The 18,886-nt window shown below is 30.8% G+C and carries 13 protein-coding genes; 4 read left to right on the forward strand and 9 right to left on the reverse strand.

What is annotated here, in order from left to right; all coding sequences use genetic code 11:
* From Q0684_RS07075 to Q0684_RS07085, 3 genes are all read right to left on the reverse strand, one after another.
* On the reverse strand, nt 1-7,271 hold a 7,271-nt coding region (locus tag Q0684_RS07075; protein WP_299014383.1), incomplete at its 3' end, for a leucine-rich repeat protein.
* A gap of 11 nt (nt 7,272-7,282) precedes the next feature.
* Entirely contained in the window at nt 7,283-8,830 is a 1,548-nt protein-coding gene (gene lnt / locus Q0684_RS07080) for an apolipoprotein N-acyltransferase (protein ID WP_299014386.1), read from the reverse strand.
* Nucleotides 8,831-9,006: 176 nt separating this feature from the next.
* On the reverse strand, nt 9,007-9,819 hold the full coding sequence (locus tag Q0684_RS07085; protein WP_299014389.1) for a helix-turn-helix domain-containing protein: 813 nt from the start codon (nt 9,817-9,819) through the stop codon (nt 9,007-9,009).
* Nucleotides 9,820-9,907: 88 nt separating this feature from the next.
* Between Q0684_RS07085 and Q0684_RS07090 the strand changes: the two genes are divergently transcribed.
* From Q0684_RS07090 to Q0684_RS07100, 3 genes are read left to right on the forward strand one after another with little or no spacing between them, the layout of a single operon-like run.
* On the forward strand, nt 9,908-10,717 hold the full coding sequence (locus Q0684_RS07090; protein ID WP_299014392.1) for a hypothetical protein: 810 nt from the start codon (nt 9,908-9,910) through the stop codon (nt 10,715-10,717).
* Nucleotides 10,718-10,754: 37 nt separating this feature from the next.
* Nucleotides 10,755-11,006 carry a hypothetical protein gene (locus Q0684_RS07095; protein WP_299014398.1) on the forward strand — a complete coding sequence of 84 codons (252 nt, stop codon included), beginning with the start codon at nt 10,755-10,757 and terminating at the stop codon, nt 11,004-11,006.
* Complete coding sequence (locus Q0684_RS07100; RefSeq protein ID WP_299014401.1) at nt 11,006-11,272, forward strand: type II toxin-antitoxin system RelE/ParE family toxin; 267 nt, start codon at nt 11,006-11,008, stop codon at nt 11,270-11,272. The genes Q0684_RS07095 and Q0684_RS07100 overlap by 1 nt, the downstream gene beginning before the upstream one ends.
* 110 nt (nt 11,273-11,382) lie before the next feature.
* Here Q0684_RS07100 and Q0684_RS07105 read toward each other — a convergent pair whose 3' ends face one another.
* From Q0684_RS07105 to Q0684_RS07115, 3 genes are all read right to left on the reverse strand, one after another.
* Nucleotides 11,383-12,423, reverse strand: a complete 1,041-nt coding sequence (locus Q0684_RS07105) for an aldo/keto reductase (protein ID WP_299014404.1) — start codon at nt 12,421-12,423, stop codon at nt 11,383-11,385.
* Between the two features lie 294 nt (nt 12,424-12,717).
* The gene (locus Q0684_RS07110; RefSeq protein ID WP_299014407.1) at nt 12,718-13,905 is read right to left on the reverse strand and encodes a phosphoglycerate kinase; all 1,188 of its coding nucleotides are present in this window, start codon (nt 13,903-13,905) and stop codon (nt 12,718-12,720) included.
* An 89-nt stretch (nt 13,906-13,994) separates the two neighbouring features.
* Nucleotides 13,995-14,762 carry a tryptophan-rich sensory protein gene (locus tag Q0684_RS07115; RefSeq protein ID WP_299014409.1) on the reverse strand — a complete coding sequence of 256 codons (768 nt, stop codon included), beginning with the start codon at nt 14,760-14,762 and terminating at the stop codon, nt 13,995-13,997.
* A gap of 73 nt (nt 14,763-14,835) precedes the next feature.
* Between Q0684_RS07115 and Q0684_RS07120 the strand changes: the two genes are divergently transcribed.
* The gene (locus Q0684_RS07120) at nt 14,836-15,978 is read left to right on the forward strand and encodes a DNA polymerase III subunit delta' (protein ID WP_299014412.1); all 1,143 of its coding nucleotides are present in this window, start codon (nt 14,836-14,838) and stop codon (nt 15,976-15,978) included.
* A gap of 51 nt (nt 15,979-16,029) precedes the next feature.
* Here Q0684_RS07120 and Q0684_RS07125 read toward each other — a convergent pair whose 3' ends face one another.
* From Q0684_RS07125 to Q0684_RS07135, 3 genes are all read right to left on the reverse strand, one after another.
* Nucleotides 16,030-16,587, reverse strand: a complete 558-nt coding sequence (locus tag Q0684_RS07125; protein WP_299014415.1) for an MOSC domain-containing protein — start codon at nt 16,585-16,587, stop codon at nt 16,030-16,032.
* Between the two features lie 29 nt (nt 16,588-16,616).
* Entirely contained in the window at nt 16,617-17,384 is a 768-nt protein-coding gene (locus Q0684_RS07130; RefSeq protein ID WP_299014416.1) for an enoyl-CoA hydratase/isomerase family protein, read from the reverse strand.
* A 125-nt stretch (nt 17,385-17,509) separates the two neighbouring features.
* Complete coding sequence (locus Q0684_RS07135; RefSeq protein WP_299014419.1) at nt 17,510-18,841, reverse strand: MATE family efflux transporter; 1,332 nt, start codon at nt 18,839-18,841, stop codon at nt 17,510-17,512.
* Nucleotides 18,842-18,886 lie beyond the last annotated feature (45 nt).

Raw genomic sequence — 18,886 nt, forward strand, 5'->3', positions numbered from 1 at the left:
CTTGATAAACTTCCTGTTAAAACATCACCTGTTTCTAAAGCTGGGTTTATGCTAAAGGTTAAAGCAGGATCTGATTCCCCATAAACCTTCGTTTTTGCCTCTGCTGCTATGGCAATTGCTTTTGATGTAATTGTGAAATCTGCTCCTGTAAAGGTAATTGTATAATTCGCATTTGCTAAAGTTGAACTAATTGGATACGTGCCTACATCTTCACCCATTGCTCTTGATAAACTTCCTGTTAAAACATCACCTGTTTCTAAAGCTGGGTTTATGCTAAAGGTTAAAGCAGGATCTGATTCGCCATAAACCTTTGTTTTTGCCTCTGCTACTATGGCAATTGCTTTTGGTGTTATAGTTAATGTAATATCTTCAGAGATTTCTGCAAAATCTCCGTCTACAGCTGAAGTTGCTCTTATAATTACTGTACCTGCATTACCTAAAGTTACTGTATTATTATTTATACCAGATAATGTTGCTGAACCTGTACCTCCTGAAACTATACTGTAACTGATAGCTCCTGTAGAAGTAGTAGATGCATTTAATATAAAATCTGCGTCTCTGTATTCTTTGGTAATATCATTAAAAGTTAAAACGGAATTTACTTGTACAAAAAACTTACCCCATTCTACATCTGCTCTATAATCAGTTAAACTTGCTTGCGGTACAATAACATCTGTTATACTGTTGCTTAAAAAAGCCAAAGTATTTAAAACAGGTGGTGTAGTAGCGTCTGCAAAAATGGTATTGATTCGATTAGAAGCAAAAGCCTGATTTTGAATGTTAGTGACCGAACTTGGTAGTGTAATTTCTTCTAATTGGTTTCTAGAAAATGAACGTTCGTTAATTAGTGCTAAATTATTTGGTAGAGTTACACTGTTTAACGCATTAGATTGAAATGCTGAAATTCCTATAGAAGTTACTGAATTTGGAAAATCAATAGACGTTATATTATTATTATTAAATGCAAAGTCTCCAATAGAAATTAAAGTGGTTGGCAGATCTAGCGTAGTTAAGTTATTATTTGCAAAAGCGCTATCGCCAATAGTTGTTATGGTATTTGGTAACGTAAGACTATCTAAATTCTTTAAAAAAAAAGCCTTTTCTCCAATACTAGTTACGGCGTATACATTTCCATTATCTGTAATACTGGCAGGTAATATTATAGTAGTATCTCTACCTAGGTATGCCACTGCTTCAACTGTTAAAGGCGCAATACTAGAAGTAATTTTGTAAACTATACCATTACTAATAATGTCTGGCTCTATGATAGATTTAAAGTCGGTCCAACCTGCTGTATTATATGCTGCAGTTGTTCCAGATGGCACAAGCAAGGTAACATTTGTTCTTGCAAAAACACCAATTGCACTATTAAGATTTGTAGGGCTTGTGCTTGTAGATGTTATATTTTGTAAAGTTGTATTATCATCAAAACTCCTTCTACCTAAAGATGTAACAGAACTTGGTAGTGTTATATTGCTCAGGTTATTAAATCTAAACGATTCGTCACTGATGGTAGTTACAGAATTTGGCACAATTAACTCTTCAATTTCATTAAAATAAAAAGACCTAAAACCAATATTTACAAGCGTATTAGGTAAATTTAATTCTACAATTTGATTATCTCTAAAAGCTTCTGAATCTAATGTCTGAATACCTTCTGGTAAGGTTAGATTTACAAATTTATTATCTCTAAAAGCTCTTCCACCAATGGTATTTACTGTGCTAGGAAAAGTAAAGTTTGCCAACTCATTACTTTCAAATAAACCTTCTGGAATTGTAGTAACACTATTTAACATTGTAACATTTGTTAATAAGTTATTACTAAAAGCATAAGTACCTAAAGTAGTTACAGAACTTGGTATAATAACACTAGTTAATTTATTACTAGAAAAGGCAGTTTGACCTATAGAAACCAAAGTATTTGGTAATGTAAGGCTATTAATTTCGTTGCTAGAAAAAGCAGAAGAACCAATAGCAATAATAGTGCTTGGGATTGTTAGTGCTGTTAACTTATTGTTGCTAAACACATTATTACCTATGGTAGTCATAGCTGTAGAAAAGCTTATTGTAGCAATTTCATTTTCTGCAAAAGCTTCACTACCTATGGTAACTACAGAGTTGGGTAATATTAAATTGGTTATTTTATTTTCTAAAAATGCGTCTGATTCTATTGAGGTTACTGAATCTGGAATGGTCACTCCTGCTAACTCTAAATCTTCAAAAGCACTTTCAGCAATAGTAGTAACTGCATAAGTATCTCCATTTAAAACAGTACTTTCAGGAATTACTGGTGTCTTGCTAGTACCTGTATAACCAATTAATTTTACTGCTAGTGGAGTTGCTCCTTCAATAGTTTCGAATATGAAATCTTCATCAATTATCTCTGGCTCCAAAATTGTTCTAAAACGATTCCATCTTTGTGAAATATGATCAGCAGTTGTTCCTTTAGGAACAATTAAAACAGCATCTCTAGCGTTGAGACCTAAAGCATCATTAAAACGGATTGGATTTATAAACTCTGAAGTGACTTTGGTAATTGGGTTCTCACTAAAGATATCATCATCTAAAGAAGTAATTGTATTAGGAATTGTAATACTAGTAAGCAAATTTTGTCTAAAAACGTTTTCTTCTAACTCTCTTAACGTACTTGGTAAAATAAGATTGGCTATTTTATTCTTTTCAAATGCACTTCTTTCAATTCTAGTTACAGAAGCAGGTATGGTAATAGCGGTTAGCAAATTCTCTTCAAACAAGCTAGACTTAATTTCTGTTAGCGTATTAGGGATGTTGGCACTTGTAATTAAATTTTCTCTAAACACTCTATTTCCTAAAAAAGTTATAGAATTTGGTAAGTTAACTAAGGTTAACTTATTTCTTTGAAAAGCATCATCTTCTATTCTTAATAAGCCATTTGGTATTGTAATATTTGTTAATAAATTGTCTCGAAACGCAACACTTTCAATTGTAGTAACCGTATTAGGTATTGTGATACTTGTTAATTTATTATTAGCAAATAAACCACTAGGTATTGTTGTTAAATTGGTGGGTAGGTTTGCGCTTACTAGCTCATTACTTGCAAAAGCACTATTTTCTAAAACACTTACAGTATTTGGTATATTTATTGTTGTTAATTGATTGTTAACAAACGCACTCATTCCTATTTTAGTTAAATTTGGTGGTAAGGTAATACTTGTTAATTGGTTATTTCTAAAGGCGCTCTCTTCAATATTCACCACAGTATTTGGTATAGTAACTGAAGTTAATGAGTTAGATAAAAAAGTACTCCTACCAATACCAGTAACAGCATATGTATTGCCTAAAATAGTAACGCTACTAGGTATAACCACTGTAGTGTTTGTGCCTGTATAATCCTGTGTTTCTACGGTTAAAGGTGCTGTACTTGAGGTTACTCTGTACGAAATATCATTTATAGTTATGCGTTGTTCTTCAATTTCACTAAATCCTGTCCAATTAGCTGTAGTATAGGTATTTGTAGTTGCTGCAGGTATAAAAAGACGAATATTGCTTCTATTTGTAATTGCATTTGCTGGCAAAATAGCGGGTGTATTGGTTCTAGAAAAAACACTTCTTAAATTAGAATTACTATCAAAAGCATTAGATCCTATGGTTACCTCATTTTCGCTAGATATATCCAAAAATGTAAAGGTATTATTAGCGAAAGCAAAATCTCCAATACTATTTACTTTTTTAGGGATAAATAATGTATTTCTTAAGCTATTATTTTGAAATGCACCATTACCTATAGATTCTAAAGCAGGTACAACTGGTTCAGTTCCCATTTGTCCTGGACCATCATCATCATCTTCCCCAAAATTATTGCCAGAACTAATTCTAAAATCACGAATATTATTGTCTTTAAATGCCTCTGCTTTAATAGTTACAATTGTATTTGGTATTGTAACTGCATTAGATAAAAATTTAGCTTTAAATGCACCAGAACCAATTGATGTTACAGTATACGTGTTACCAGAATTAGTAACAGTTTCTGGTATAGTTAAACCACCACTTTGCCCGGCGTAATTAATAGCTTCTACGGTTAAAGGTGCTGTAGAAGATGTAATTTTATATAAAATATTATCAACAACAAAATCCAATTCAGTTACAGACTTAAAACCTGTCCAACCTGCAGCTACGTATGCCGCAGTTGTGCCAAAAGGTATTATTAAATCTATCTCACTTTTATTAAATACGCCTGCATTTAAAGTTGCTGGTGTTGTACTATTTGATCTTACAGAGGTGACAGCAGCATTTTTAAAAGCCTCGTTACCTAATGCAGTAATACTAGCAGGTAATGTAACTGAAACAATAGCACTATCTTCAAAAGCATTTGCACCTACACCAGTAACAGCATAGGTATTATTGTTATTATCTGTTGTGGTTTCTGGTATAACTAAATTTGTATTAAAATTAAAAAAGGCAACAGCTTCAGCCGTTAATGGTGCAGTTGCAGACGTTACCCTATAGCCAATATTATTTCTTGTAAAGCCCTCTAAACCAAAAGACCATGTTGTATTATCTGTAATACCAACAAAATTTTTATCAGTACTATCTTTAAAAGCTGTAGAAGGAATATTTATATAATAATTTCCACCATTCTGTAAAACAAGTCTTGGTGTAATAGTAACTTTTTCATTTTCTACAACAACATTATCACCCAAAACATCAATAAATTCTAGCGTATTAAAACTTGAAAAATCTGCATTATGTATAGTTATAAAACCTGTGCCTTTAGTAACATTATCACTAAAAGTAATTTCTAAATCTCCATTAAAATTAACATTTACATCATTATTTGCGGGTAACAAACTAACAATATCAAATGATTTTTGAGCAATTGTAAAATACACATTGTTTGCAGTTGCAATATTATTAAAAGTAATGGTATCTCCATTTATAGCACTTGCAGCATAGTTTGTGGTACCTGTTGTAAAATCTGCATCTGTACTTACTAATAGTTGATAATCTGCTAAAACATCAGAATTTCCTGAAATTTCTAAACTAATGCTAATATCAGTTAAAGCACCCGTTTTTTGCATTTTCCAAACTCTGTTTGAAGTTTGTAAAGCTGTTGGAGAATTTGTTGCCGAAAAAGCATGCACTATATCATTATTTCCAACAGCAATGGCATTCATATCTGCAATTGCACCTGTTTTTTCTATAGTTACTATGGCATCACCATTTTCACTTTTAGATTTTGGTTGCTCTAAATCGTTACCAGAATCTTTTGCAATTACTGTAATATCATTGTAATAAGTGGCGTTTTCTGAAGCATCCCAAAAAATAGTTGCACCATCACTTGCAACATAATCTCCTGCTGTACCGCCATCAGAATTATCTAAAGTTAAACCGTATTTAATTGCTAAATAAGAATAAATCTTGTCAAGTTCTGCATTGGTTAAAGTTGAATTGTACACAATTACCTCTGCAATATCGCCTTGAAATGCTCTTGTAGTGTTAAATCCAATTCCTAAAAAACTACTAGTAAAACCAGTTAAAGTTGCAGTATTGTTATCTGAACCCTGAACTAAGTTTCCTGCTTTTAACTCGGAAATTGCTCTACCAACGGTAGTATCTAAACTTCCCCTTAAAATTACTGGCGTAATTTCTGGCGCATTAAATCCGTTAGAAATAGGTACATTTAAATCGTTTGCAAAATGTGCCAATTGTAAAACTTGATTACCATTGTAACCAAAATGCAAACCTCTGTTGGCTGCTGGCCCACCTGTACCTAACAAATTATTAGCACTTTTGCTACTTGTTCTTTTAGAAACTGCAATAAAATTATAATTGTTATTATCTATACCAGACAAATCAATTCTAAAAAACTGATTTCCTGTACCATCAAAAGTTACTGCTGGGTTAAAATTAATACTATTCGCTTGTATTGGTGCTCCTTCTGGTGTAGATGTTGTTGCAAACGTAGATTGATCTACCCAAGCTGTAACCTCATTAGATGCATTTTTAGTTAAACCATCATTAGCTTTGTACCATTGTTGTAAACCAGATGTGGCAACATCAAATTTTATAATGGTCGTTTGTGTATTTGGTGTGCTTTCATCGTCTTCTGCTACAATATATAAATCGTAAGCAGTTGCTCCTGTTAAACCAGAAATACTAAAATTGTCTGTAAAAGGTGCGGTGGTTATGGTTGCATTTCCGCTTTTTACTGGGGTTGCACCTGCACTTGCAGTTCCTGCTTTTATTTCGGAAATAGTTGGTACAGTTGCACCATCTGCAACTAAAACATAATGTACTCTACCTGCTTCATCTATATCAAATGATAAACTAAATTCTGTTTGTTGTATGTTGGAAATTGATGGTGTGCTGTTTTCAAAAACTGGTGGAGTGGTATCAATAGTTCTTGCATCTAATTTAAGAGGATTATCTTGCAAAACAAGATCTACTGTTGCGTCTTCTGCAACAACATAAATATCATAATTTGCACCAGGTATTAAACTTGTAAAATTAATTGTATTTGTAAATGTTGCGTTATTAGTAACTTCTGAGCCAGAAGTAATAGCTGTAGCTCCAGAATTTCCTGTACCAGCTTTAACCTCTGCAGAAGTTGGGGCTGTAGCACCATCAGGAAGTATTACGTAGTAGATTGTACCAGCCTCATTTAAATCTGTATTTAATGTAAAACTGCTTTCTGTAATATTCGTAAAAGTTGGTGTACTTTCAAAAAAAGGTTGAAAAATTTGTGCTGTTGTTGCCTGAGCAGTTTCATCATAAGTGGTATGATTAATTGGTCTAAATTCATATGTTGCACCTAAAGATACGTTATTGGTAGTTTTAAAAACAAATTCTATTTCATAGGCTTGATTCTTTCCTATCCTTAAAGATCCTGCTGATTTAGATGAAATTATTGTAGAATAGTCAGAACTAAAAAAATCAGGTTTATTACTTATTTGTTGTGATGTAACATCTCCGTTATTAACATTATTAGAGGCACTAAAAACAAAATCGTTATTTGTAGTATTGTCTATAACTGTCCATGTGCTTTCTGTAGTTTTTTTGTATTCTAAATCGGGTATCTTAAAATCACTACCGGATCCTATTTCTTGAACACTAAACCTTAGCCTTATTAGATTTTCATCTTTAATTGTAATGGGTGTATTAACATTTGCTTTCCAACTAGCAGTGGTCTGGTTTCCATCATCATTTCTCCATCTGTAGTTATTAACAACGGTATTTGCAAAAGCCGTAATACTAATAAATAGTAGTAGTAAAATAGTAATGTTTTTTTTCATGAGTAGTCAGTTTAATTTGATATTGGTATTTTTTTGTTACTGTTTATGAGATTGTTCTTATTCAACATTGTAATCATAAATAAAAAGATGATTAAAAGTATAGCAAATAAATAAGGAAATCTAGTTTGGAATGTAGTTGAGTTGTTTGGTTCTATATTTCCTGTAATGATGCTCTTATAGTCTTTTTTAGATAGTTTTAAAATTTCTCCTGTACTTTTTATAATTGCATTATAACCTGTATTATTACTTACAACCATATCTTTTCTGGTAATTACACTCAATAATCTAGATTGATAAAGGTGATGCCTTGTAATGTAAGTATCTTTAAACCAACTATCATTACTGGTATTAAAAAAGAAATTTGCTCCATTTTTTGCTTGCTGTATTGCATGAGAAGCTACAACACTTTCATTACAAATTAAAACACCTGCTTTACCATAAGGCGTATTAAACAATTGATTTTTTTCTTTTGTTTTTTCAACAATATAATTGCTATTATGAGCAAAAGGTGCTACCAGATTTGCAATTGGACTTTCTATACCTTTTATTAAAATTTCTTTTTGATACGAACCAAGTTCTTTGCCCTCTTTAAAATAAAATACTTTGTTCTTAACAATAGTGTCTTTTAAATTTTGCGTACTATTCAATCCTAATACTAAAGCTGTGTCCGGATTTAATCTTTTATGAAATTCATTCAATAAATCATCTTTACCAAAATAAGTCCAAGGAAATGCTGATTCTGGAAAAATGACAAAATCTGGCTTTTCTTGATTTACTTGCGCTATTAATTGAAAATAATCTGTTGCCAATTGATTGACTTTATTTTGATTCCAAAAGTCTTTTGTACTAAAATTACCAGATACACTAGATACTTTAAAAGTTTTTTTTGAATTTAAAGGAGATAAAAAAGATTTTAAAAGAAAACCTCCTGAAAAAAGTACAAATACAAAAACTAAAGAAACAACGGCATATTTTTTTTTCTGATTAAAAATAGCACTTGCTAAAAAAGCATTTATAAGTATTACAAAAAAAGTAAGTAACGCTGTACCTCCTAAACTAGCCCATTGTATTGAAAATATATTTTTAGATAATACTGTGCCAAATTGATGTGCATGAAAAGGATACGCTATTAAAATTATTGGTAAAAACATTTCTAACAAAGACCAAACACTTGCTACTACAATAGATTGCAACCATAAATATTTGCTGCTTTTGGTAGTTTTAAAAGCAAAGGATACACAAGCAAAAAGTAAACCATAAAAAATTGCTATACATACAATACTAAGTACAATAAAACCAATGGCTAAAAATATTGATTCATCTTCTGTATAAGCAACAAAGCTAGAAAACATCCAATAATAAAGTGAGGTAGCTAAAACTACACCAAACAAAATACCATTAGCAATATTTTTTGAGGTAGTCGATTTATAAATTACATAAAGTGTAGGGACTAAACTTACAAATAACAACAAATAATTTAAGTACATTAATGCAAAAATGCTTACAACAGAAGAAGCTATAACTAGTATAAAATTATTTTGAAGTAACTTTTTTAACATATAATAATTACCAATTTTGCCTTATTAAAATAATATCTTTTTAATAATTGCGTTGCAACAATTGCATTTTAGCGAAAGAGGGAATTAAAAAACAAAAATAAAAACCAAAAAATGAAAAGTACTGTAAATTTGAGACATTTTTGTCTCAAAAAACAAAAACAGGTATTTATACGGGGTTATTTTTTCTTAACATATGCTCTAGATAAGCCATTAGTTAACAACAGATTATTATCATTTTTATAAGACTTGATACTTTGTCCTAAAAATTTCTTAAAATCTTTTTCAAAATGTGAATGGTCGTAATAATTGTATTGTACTACCAAGTCGGCTAAAGAGGCAAATTGATTCTTTTCTAGCTCTCTTATCACATAATTAAAACGCACTAAACAGATGTAATGGTAAGGACTTGCACCTACTTCTTTATTAAAAATTCTTTCAATTGTTTTGGTAGAATACGGAAAAACCTCAGAGAGTTCTTCTACTGCCAACATTCCTTTTTTGTTTAAAATGTACTGTACAATTTCTACAGACGGTAATAAGGCACTCCAATCTCTGTAATAATCTCTTAGATGATGATCTGCAATTTTAGTAATTTCTTCAATAGCGTTTACTTCTCTTAAAGTGCTATATAAGCTACTAATAACCTCTTCTTCTACATATAAAGAAAGATCTACAAACGTATTTCTATTTTTTTTAGAATGAATTTTAGTTACGTTATGCAATATGTGGTTTGGCAACTCAAAAGACAACCAAGAGCTGTTTTTGTAGGCTTTTACGGTAAAAAAATCTCCTGTACCTTTAATAAAAACTTCAGGCACTTCTACTTTTTTACCTTTATAATTAAAAGCTTCTATGTTGCCATAACGCAACATAATATAAGTATAGCCATAATCGCTAATTAATTGAGAAGACATGTCTTCTTTATAATTGATCCGCGTTACATCTTTGTAAAAAGAATGCCTAAAGTCTTTTTTATTTATAAACTCCATTTGGTTAGAAAACGTAAAAATACTAGAATAAAAAGATAGGATTGCTGTAAATTTCCGACAAATTTAAAAATTAAATAAACTTTATAAATTGATTAACAAACTATACAACAGTAAATTAAAAACATTTAAAACCTCGTTTACCGAAAAAGATATTATTACTTCTTTTGGTAAAACCCATGTTATTATTTTTGGTGATGAAGGTAAACCTGCACTTTTTTTGCTACATGGTTTAAACACTAGTGCACCTTTTGCTTTTAGTATGGTTTCTTTTCTGGCAGAAAAATATCAAATTTTTGCTGTTGATATTTTAGGTGAACCCAACCAAAGCGATTTTGTAAGAATAAATAAAAAAGATACTTCTTATGGTAAATGGCTGCAAGAAGTTATCAATCACTTTCAACTTAATTCTTTTTCTTTCTGCGGAATTTCATTTGGAGCTTTCCCTATTTTACAATCGCTTTTAATTGATGAAAAAAAAGTAAATGAAGTCTTTTTAATTTCCCCTGCAGGAATTGTAAATGGTTCTCTACCAAAAACAATTTTTCGTTTTTTAATCCCGATGAGAAAATTCAGAAAAACTAAAAACGAAATTCACCTAAAACAATGTTTGTCTAATATTTATGATGAATTTGATGAATTCACCTATCCATATTTAAAAGAAGTATTCTTGCATTTTAAAATGGATTTTTCTATCACACCAAACTTTAAAACATCAGCATTAAAAAAAATACAAACCCCCATTACTATTATTGCGTCTAAAGACGATTTTTTTGTACCTGCTCTAAAATTAAAAAGGAGAAGTAAAAAAACATTCGCCTCTATTAAAAAGTTTATTGTTTTGGAAAATTCTAAACATGTGCCTGCTAAATCAATCTTAAAAGCAAACTTTAATATATAGTATATATATTATATATTTGTTATATAAATTATGCATTATGAAAAAACTAATTGAAATAGACGAAACTACACTTACAAAACTTAAAATATTATCTGCTTTCGAAGATTTAAGTGTTAAGAAGTTAATGGAAAAAGCGATTGTACTTTTTGTTCAAAGCAAAGAAAAAGAGCAATCAGAAAAGTTAACAGACGAACAAAAAGAAGATATTGGTCTTTTATTATTAATGCAACAAGCAGATAGAAACGATACTGTTAGTAGAGAAGAAATATTTAAAGCTTTAGAGGAATAATGAAAGTTATTTACTTAAAAAGTTTATTTAAAGATTTAAAAAAGATAAAAAATCAAAAACTTAAGGACGTATTAAAAGACGTATTTATAGAGTTAGAGGAAAAAGATAGTTTACTTAAAATCTCTAATGTTAAAAAAATGTCTGGTCATAAAAATGCCTACAGAATTAGAATTGGAGACTACAGACTAGGTATTTTCAACGAAAACGAAAACATTACTATTGCTCGATTTTTAAAAAGAGAAGATATTTACAAGCTATTTCCATAAAATAAATTTCTATTTTTATAGCAATAATAAAACCAAAAAAATCCGAAGTAAAATTTTTACTTCGGATTTTTTTATGACTGCACACTGAATACTGAATTACTGAAGACTTATTAAGGCGCAGGGTTAGGATTTGCATTGTGTACTGCGTTTATTTCTTTAATTATTTCATCAGATAACTCTACATTTATAGAGTTGATATTTTCTTTTAGCTGACTCATTTTTGTGGCACCAATAATATTACTTGTTACAAATGGTAATTGATTAATAAATGCTAAAGACAACTCCGTTAAAGTTAATCCGTGTTTTTTAGCAATATCATTATAGTGTTTTACTGCATTCTCTGGATTGGCACCCATATAACGTGCAATAAATCTTGGGAATAAATTTCCACGAGAACCTTCTGGACTGCCACCATCTAAATATTTACCCGTTAAAACACCTTGTGCTAAAGGCGAATATGCCAATAATCCAATATTTTCTCTTAAACAAACTTCAGAAGCACCAGTTTCAAACTTTCTTAAAATTAAAGAATATGCATTTTGTATGGTTACAGGTTGCGCTAAATTTAAATTTCTAGCAGTTTCCATGTATTTCATCATTCCCCAAGGTGTTTCGTTAGACAAACCGTAGCTTCTAATTTTACCTTGTTTAATCAAATCGTTTAAAGTTTCTATAATTCCAGCAAAATCTTCTGCCTCATTTTTAGCATTATCTGTAATAAAATCTCTTGTCCCAAAAACGTTTACACCTCTATTAGGCCAATGTAACTGATATAAATCTATATAATCCGTTTGCAAACGTTTTAAACTGCCCTCTATAGCTTCTAAAATATTCTCTTTAGTTAAGCCACCTTTTCTAATATGCGCGGTATAATCTCCACCACCTGCAATTTTGGTTGCTAAAACAACTTTATCTCTATTGCCTGTTTTTGCAAACCAATTCCCAATAATACGCTCAGTATCTGCATAGGTTTCTGGTGATGCAGGTACAGGATATAATTCTGCAACATCAAAAAAGTTAACACCTTGTGCCAAGGCATAATCCATTTGTTCAAATGCCTCTTCTTGCGTGTTTTGGTTTCCCCATGTCATGGTTCCTAAACAAATTTTACTAACTTTTATATCTGTATTTGGTAGTGTTGTGTATTTCATATTAGTGTATAATCGTGTAATTATTGAATTGTTAAAAACGTATTGCGAAATTAAAAACTTTAAATCCATTCTCGGAATTAGAATTAAGATTTAATATAACTTTCACTTTTCTAACTAGACTTGATTGGACTTCGACAGGCTCAGTCTGACCTTTTTGAGTTTTAATTTCAAATTTATAAATAGAAAAAAGCCATAAGTATATTAAACTTATGACTTTTTAAAAAAATTTACAACTCATTTCTCTTAGTCACAAGAGCATGAGTTTCTTCCCTTAGGGAAGATTAAGATGGGATTTTACTTTTCAATCGCCTCAATACCAGGCAAAGTTTTTCCTTCTAACATTTCTAACATAGCACCACCACCAGTAGAAACATAACTTACCTTTTCTGCAAAACCAAATTGTTTAACAGCTGCAACAGAATCTCCGCCACCAACTAAAGAAAATGCTCCGTTTTGTGTTGCTTTGTCTATTGAATTTCCTAATGCTTTTGTTCCGCCTGCAAAAGATTCCATTTCAAAAACACCTAAAGGCCCGTTCCATAAAATGGTTTTACACTTGTTTACAACAGTATCAAAAATCTCTCTAGATTTTAGTCCAGCATCTACGCCTTCCCAACCATCAGGAATTGCATTTATATCACAAATTTGTGTATTTGCATCATTAGAAAAATCATCTGCAGCTATTACATCTACAGGTATATGCACTGCTACGCCTTTTGCTTTTGCTTGTTTTAAAATATCTAAAGCCAATTCTTGTTTATCATCTTCACAAATAGAATTTCCTATTTTGCCACCTTGCGCTTTAATAAAGGTAAAACTCATACCTCCACCAATAATTAAGTGATCTACTTTATCTAAAATATTTTCGATTACTGTTATTTTAGATGATACTTTTGCGCCTCCTAAAATTGCCAAAACTGGTTTTTCAGAATTGTTTAAAACTTTATCGATACTTAAAATTTCTCTTGCTAATAAATTACCAAAACATTTATTTTCCTCGAAAAATTGAGCAATTATAGTTGTAGAAGCATGTGCTCTGTGTGCTGTACCAAAAGCATCGTTTACATAAATATCTCCTAATTTAGATAATTTTTCTGCAAATGCTACATCTCCTTTTTTCTCTTCCTCGTAAAAACGAAGATTTTCTAATAACAAAATTTCACCAGCTTCTAAATTAGCAACTGCTTCTTCTACTTTGCTTCCAATACAATCTTCTACAAACTTAACTTTACAACCAATTACATCTACTACAGATTTTACAATGTGTTGTAAAGAAAATGCATCTTGAAATCCTTTTGGACGACCTAAATGAGACATTAAAACACAACTACCACCTTGTTCTAAAATATCTATAATGGTAGATTTTGCCGCCTGAATTCTTGTTTTATCGGTAACTTCAAAATTTTCATTTAAAGGCACATTAAAATCTACACGAATTATGGCTTTTTTATTTTCGAAATTAAAATCTTTTATTGTTTTCATTTGTAGTCTATTCTATTTTTAACAAAAATACTTTTTTATTTACTCTTTTTACAACTGATGTTCTAAAAGTTAATACATCGTTTGCGTAATTATATGCTATGCTTTTTTAGTGCAATCATTTTAAAAACGGATAAAACAACCAAAAATATTGCTGCAGACAATGCAATAGTATCCAAATTATTAGCTCCATTTGTATTGGCTACTCCAATGCCAATTAATGCCCAAGTACCCACAAATGCAAACGCAAACATATTTCTTTTTAATACCATGAAAACATTTATTAAAGTGGCAATTGCAATCATTACAATTGTCCAAACCAACGGAGAAACACCAAAACCTTCCCATTCTAATTTCACCAAATATGCAGCTATATTAGCAACACTAGCTACAGTAACCCAACCACTGTAAATTACAAATGGCCAATGCATAAATAACTTTGTAGCAAAAGAAGTTTTAGCCATTTGCATACTGTTATTAATTACAATTTTTAATAGCGAAAAAAGCAATAGAAAAATACAAATACAAGAAAGTCCTGTAAATTCATAAATCCAAGCAAAAACCCAAGCACTATTGGCAATACAAGAAATTATAAACCAAAACCCAATTTTTTCTACAAAATTATCTTCTTTTACCTTTACAAAAAGACTTCTAACTTGATAAATAGCAAAACCAAACAATAACAAATAAATTAAACCCCAAATAGAAAAAGCATAACCTGCAGGTGTAAAAAGTGTTCTGTAATTTCTAGAAATTTCACCAATTGTAGTATTGTTTAAAATACCAGTATTCGATAAATAATTTATAAAAACAACACCTACAAAGGCAATTCCGTTTAAAATTTGTATTATTTTTTTCATTAAACTTTAAATTTAGATGGTTTTAAATGTACAAAATTCTACCTAACAATTTTAGAAACCATTATATTTGCTTATGCTTTTTAATCAAATCATAGGGCAAGAACACATTAAAAAACATTTGCGCGTTTCTGCGGAAAATGGTAGAATACCACACGCACAACTTTTTGTGGGTAAAGAAGGTAGTGGCACTTTGTCTATGGCAATTGCTTATGCACAATTTTTGTTATGTAATTTTTCTGAAAATACAGAAGTTTGCAACTTAAAATGCAACAAACTACAACACCCAGATTTGCATTTTGCTTTTCCTGTAACTTCTAATGACAATGTAAAAAAACACCCTGTTAGTAGTTTGTTTTTAAACGAATGGAGAGAATTTATTGCAACACAACCTTATGGAAGTTTATTTAATTGGCTACAACATATTGGTGTAGAAAATAAGCAAGGACTTATTGGTGTAGATGAAGCTGAAGAAGTAGTTAAAAAACTAAAATTAAAAAGTTTTGAAGGTGGTTTTAAGGTGATGATTATTTGGATGGCAGAAAAAATGAATATTGCTGCTGCAAATAAATTGCTAAAGCTAATTGAAGAACCACCAGAAAAAACAGTATTTATTTTAGTTACAGAAAACGAGGAACAGATTATAAATACCATAAAATCACGTTGCCAAGCATTGCATTTTCCTGTTTTAAGTGAACAAGATATTTCTCAAACTTTAATTACCAATCATAATATTTCTAATAATGAAGCTACTAAAATTGCGCATCAGGCGGCAGGAAATTTAAATAAAGCACTGCATTTATTACAAAATGATGGTTCTGATTTAATTTTTGAAGAGTGGTTTATTACTTGGATTAGAACCGCTTTTAAAGCCAAAGGTAATGCTGCTGTTGTGCAACAATTAATTGCTTGGTCAGAAACTATTGCAAAAACCGGTAGAGAAACTCAAAAACGTTTTTTAGACTATTGCATACAGTTTTTTAGACAAGCCTTATTAATAAATTACAAATCGCCAGATTTGGTTTTTATGGAATCTGCTACAGGTTTCGATTTATCTAAATTTGCCCCTTTTGTGCATTCTGGTAATATTTTAGAGATAGAAAAAGAGTTGAACACAGCCATGTATCATATAGAAAGAAACGGAAATGCTAAGATTATTTTGCTAGATCTTTCTATGAAACTAACACGTTTTTTGCATAAAAAAGAAGATGTAGTTTAGTTGATGCTCTATAAAGATTTCTCTACAAGGTTGAAATGACAAATATCTAAATTACATTCCTTTTTTAACTTTTTTAGCCAAATACAAATCTGCAATTGTAGGGTTTTCTGGACAAGATTTTATTTGGATGAATTGGTTACCAACATTTACATTGCCTGTTTGTAAAACTTTAAAATAAACGCCGCAAAAAGTAGTGTTCCAAAATTGTTTTACAATTTTCATATCATTAAAACGTGCACCTAATTTGTAACAAGGATCTCTTTGAATGGTAGCCTCTAAAATGGTTTCACCAACTTTAAAAGTATCTCCAGAATGTATATTTCTTTCATCTAAACCTGCAATAGTTAAGTTTTCTCCAAACATACCAAAATTAAAAGCTACATTTGGATACTTTTCTTTCCAGAAAGCATAATGCTCTAAAGAATACCCGTAAACTGCCTGTAAAATTCCACCATGATTTTTTCTATCTGAAATTTCATCGCCTTTTACCTCTTTACTATTTAAAAAAATTGAACCCTCTACAGGATTTTTATAAATACCCGTAAAAAACGTTTTATTTTTAAACGTTACTTCTTTGCGCTCGCCAATATTTGTTGAAATAATTTTCATGCTATAACTATAGAAATTACTAAAATTTTCTACTTTTTAAATTTTGCTAACGCTGTTTTGGTAAAATCAGATAAAACTAACTCCCCAGAAACAGCTGCTCTTTCTGCCAATAAAGTATCCCAATTTTCTGTGTTTCTCCACAATGCTTTTTTTATTTCTGCTAAAGCCACAGGATTATAAGAAGCTAATTTTTCTGATAAAATTTCCACTTCTTCATCTAACTCTTTTGTGTTTTCAAAAACCTTTGCGTACAAACCTTTTTCTTTTGCCCAATAGGCATTTTTCCAACTAGTAGCATCTAAGGTTAATTCTGCAGTAGCCCCAATTCCCATTTTTCTAGAAACGGCAGGTTCTATTACAAAAGGACCAATACCAATGGTTAATTCAGATAGTTTAATGGCTGCTTGTTCTGTTGCCAAAACATAATCGCAAGCTGCTAGCAAACCTACGCCACCACCAACTGTTTTGCCTTGTACACGAGCAATTACTAATTTTCCACAGGTTCTTATGGCATTAATTACGTTGGCAAAACCAGAGAAAAATTGTTTGCCTTCTTCTAAATTTTTTATGGCTACCAACTCATCAAAAGAGGCGCCTGCACAAAACGCTTTTTCACCTTCTGACTTTAATACAATAACAGCAACTTCTTCTTTAGCACCAACAGTAATTAATTCTTTGCTTAATCTTTCTAACAAATCACTAGGAAAAGAGTTACTTGCAGGGTGCCCAAACTCTATAGTTGCAATTTTATTATGAATATTGGTATATAAACTTCCGTTTTGTCTTGTTGTAGTCATAAAATGATTGTTTTTGTAAAAATAGGTTTTTATTCTCTTTTTAGTAAAATATAAGTTCTGTAGAACTTAACTAATACGGATTCATAATTAAACATCTCTCGACTGCGCTCGAGAAGACAATTTATTTAGCCTTTTACCAAAGGTAAAAACTTGCGTCTAAATTTTAATACCAAAGGTAAACCTCTTGCTAAAATCCAAAAGGTAAAGGCAATCCAAATGGCAACTAGTTTAAAATCTAAATAGTCAAAAATTAGCAGTACAGGAATAAAAACCAAACCTGTTGATAAAATTAAAAGGTTTCTTAAATATTTCATTTCTCCCATTCCTTTAAACATCCCATCAAAAATAAAACTGATTGCATTTATGGGTTGAGTAATTAGTACGATCCAAAAAACGGTATAAAACTGTTCTAAAACAATGGTTTCTTTTGTAAAAATAGTTCCTATAAAATTGTACAATAACAAACCAATTAAACCCATTATAGCGCCTACAATAATGCCATATTTGAATAATTTATTACTTAAATCTACCAAAGATTTGTAATCTTTTGCACCCAAAAATTTACCCGCCAAAATGTTACCTGCACTGGAGTAACCATCTATCATAAAAGCGCCTAAAAGCCAAATATTTAAACTAATGGTATAAGCTGCAATATATTCTGGCCCATAGCCTGTGGCATAAGATGTGGCAAAATACAAGGCAATGTTTAAAGCAATGGTTCTTATAAAAAGATTACCCATCATGCCTAAAAGTCTTTTTATTTCTGGATGAAAGGATAGCGATAGTTTTAAAGAAATACTTGTTTTTTTAAGCAATAAAACAACAGCAATAATAGCCATAACTATTTGTGCTAATACACTTGCATAGGCTGCACCTTCTATATGCATTGCAGGTATATAACCTTCTATACCATAAACCAAAACAAAATCGAAAATAATGTTTACAGTGGCACCAATAATAGCAATTACCATTGGATAAAATGTGTTTTGTAAACCTCTAAACGTTCCAAAAATAGCAAAAACAAAAAGCGCAAATGGAAAACCAAAAATACGTATGCTAAAATAACGTATACAATAGTCTAAAATTAAGCCTGATGCATTATAAAATTGAAAAATTTGTTTAGAAAACGGATAGGAAATTGCCAATATTACTAAACTACAAAGTACTACTATTGCTATAGCTTGCGCAGGTAATTCTTTTACTTCGTTTAATTTATTTGCGCCTACATATTGCGAAATTATAGACGAAATAGCGCTTCTAATTTGCCCAAAAACCCAAATTAACATGCTTATAAATGCACCTACAATACCAACAGCTGCCAAGCTTTCTGTTGCATTGCTTTCTATATTGCCAATTATTGCGGTATCTGTAATAGACAAAACGGGTTCTGCAATACCTGCAATTAAAGCAGGAATTGCTAACTTATTTATATTTTTAAATGTAATTTTTGTTGCCATAATTTAATTTTGCAAAGGTAACTACATTTGCGTTAAGGATTGCAG

The organism is uncultured Polaribacter sp. (assembly GCF_947503875.1).
Classification (GTDB): domain Bacteria; phylum Bacteroidota; class Bacteroidia; order Flavobacteriales; family Flavobacteriaceae; genus Polaribacter.

Coding starts and splice junctions, on each gene's coding strand:
- Q0684_RS07115 (WP_299014409.1), bottom strand. CDS start 14,762: ATGAAAAAAATAATACAAATTTTAAACGGAATTGCCTTTGTAGGTGTT.
- lnt (WP_299014386.1), bottom strand. CDS start 8,830: ATGTTAAAAAAGTTACTTCAAAATAATTTTATACTAGTTATAGCTTCT.
- Q0684_RS07085 (WP_299014389.1), bottom strand. CDS start 9,819: ATGGAGTTTATAAATAAAAAAGACTTTAGGCATTCTTTTTACAAAGAT.
- Q0684_RS07125 (WP_299014415.1), bottom strand. CDS start 16,587: ATGAAAATTATTTCAACAAATATTGGCGAGCGCAAAGAAGTAACGTTT.
- Q0684_RS07095 (WP_299014398.1), top strand. CDS start 10,755: ATGAAAAAACTAATTGAAATAGACGAAACTACACTTACAAAACTTAAA.
- Q0684_RS07135 (WP_299014419.1), bottom strand. CDS start 18,841: ATGGCAACAAAAATTACATTTAAAAATATAAATAAGTTAGCAATTCCT.
- Q0684_RS07130 (WP_299014416.1), bottom strand. CDS start 17,384: ATGACTACAACAAGACAAAACGGAAGTTTATATACCAATATTCATAAT.
- Q0684_RS07100 (WP_299014401.1), top strand. CDS start 11,006: ATGAAAGTTATTTACTTAAAAAGTTTATTTAAAGATTTAAAAAAGATA.
- Q0684_RS07120 (WP_299014412.1), top strand. CDS start 14,836: ATGCTTTTTAATCAAATCATAGGGCAAGAACACATTAAAAAACATTTG.
- Q0684_RS07110 (WP_299014407.1), bottom strand. CDS start 13,905: ATGAAAACAATAAAAGATTTTAATTTCGAAAATAAAAAAGCCATAATT.
- Q0684_RS07105 (WP_299014404.1), bottom strand. CDS start 12,423: ATGAAATACACAACACTACCAAATACAGATATAAAAGTTAGTAAAATT.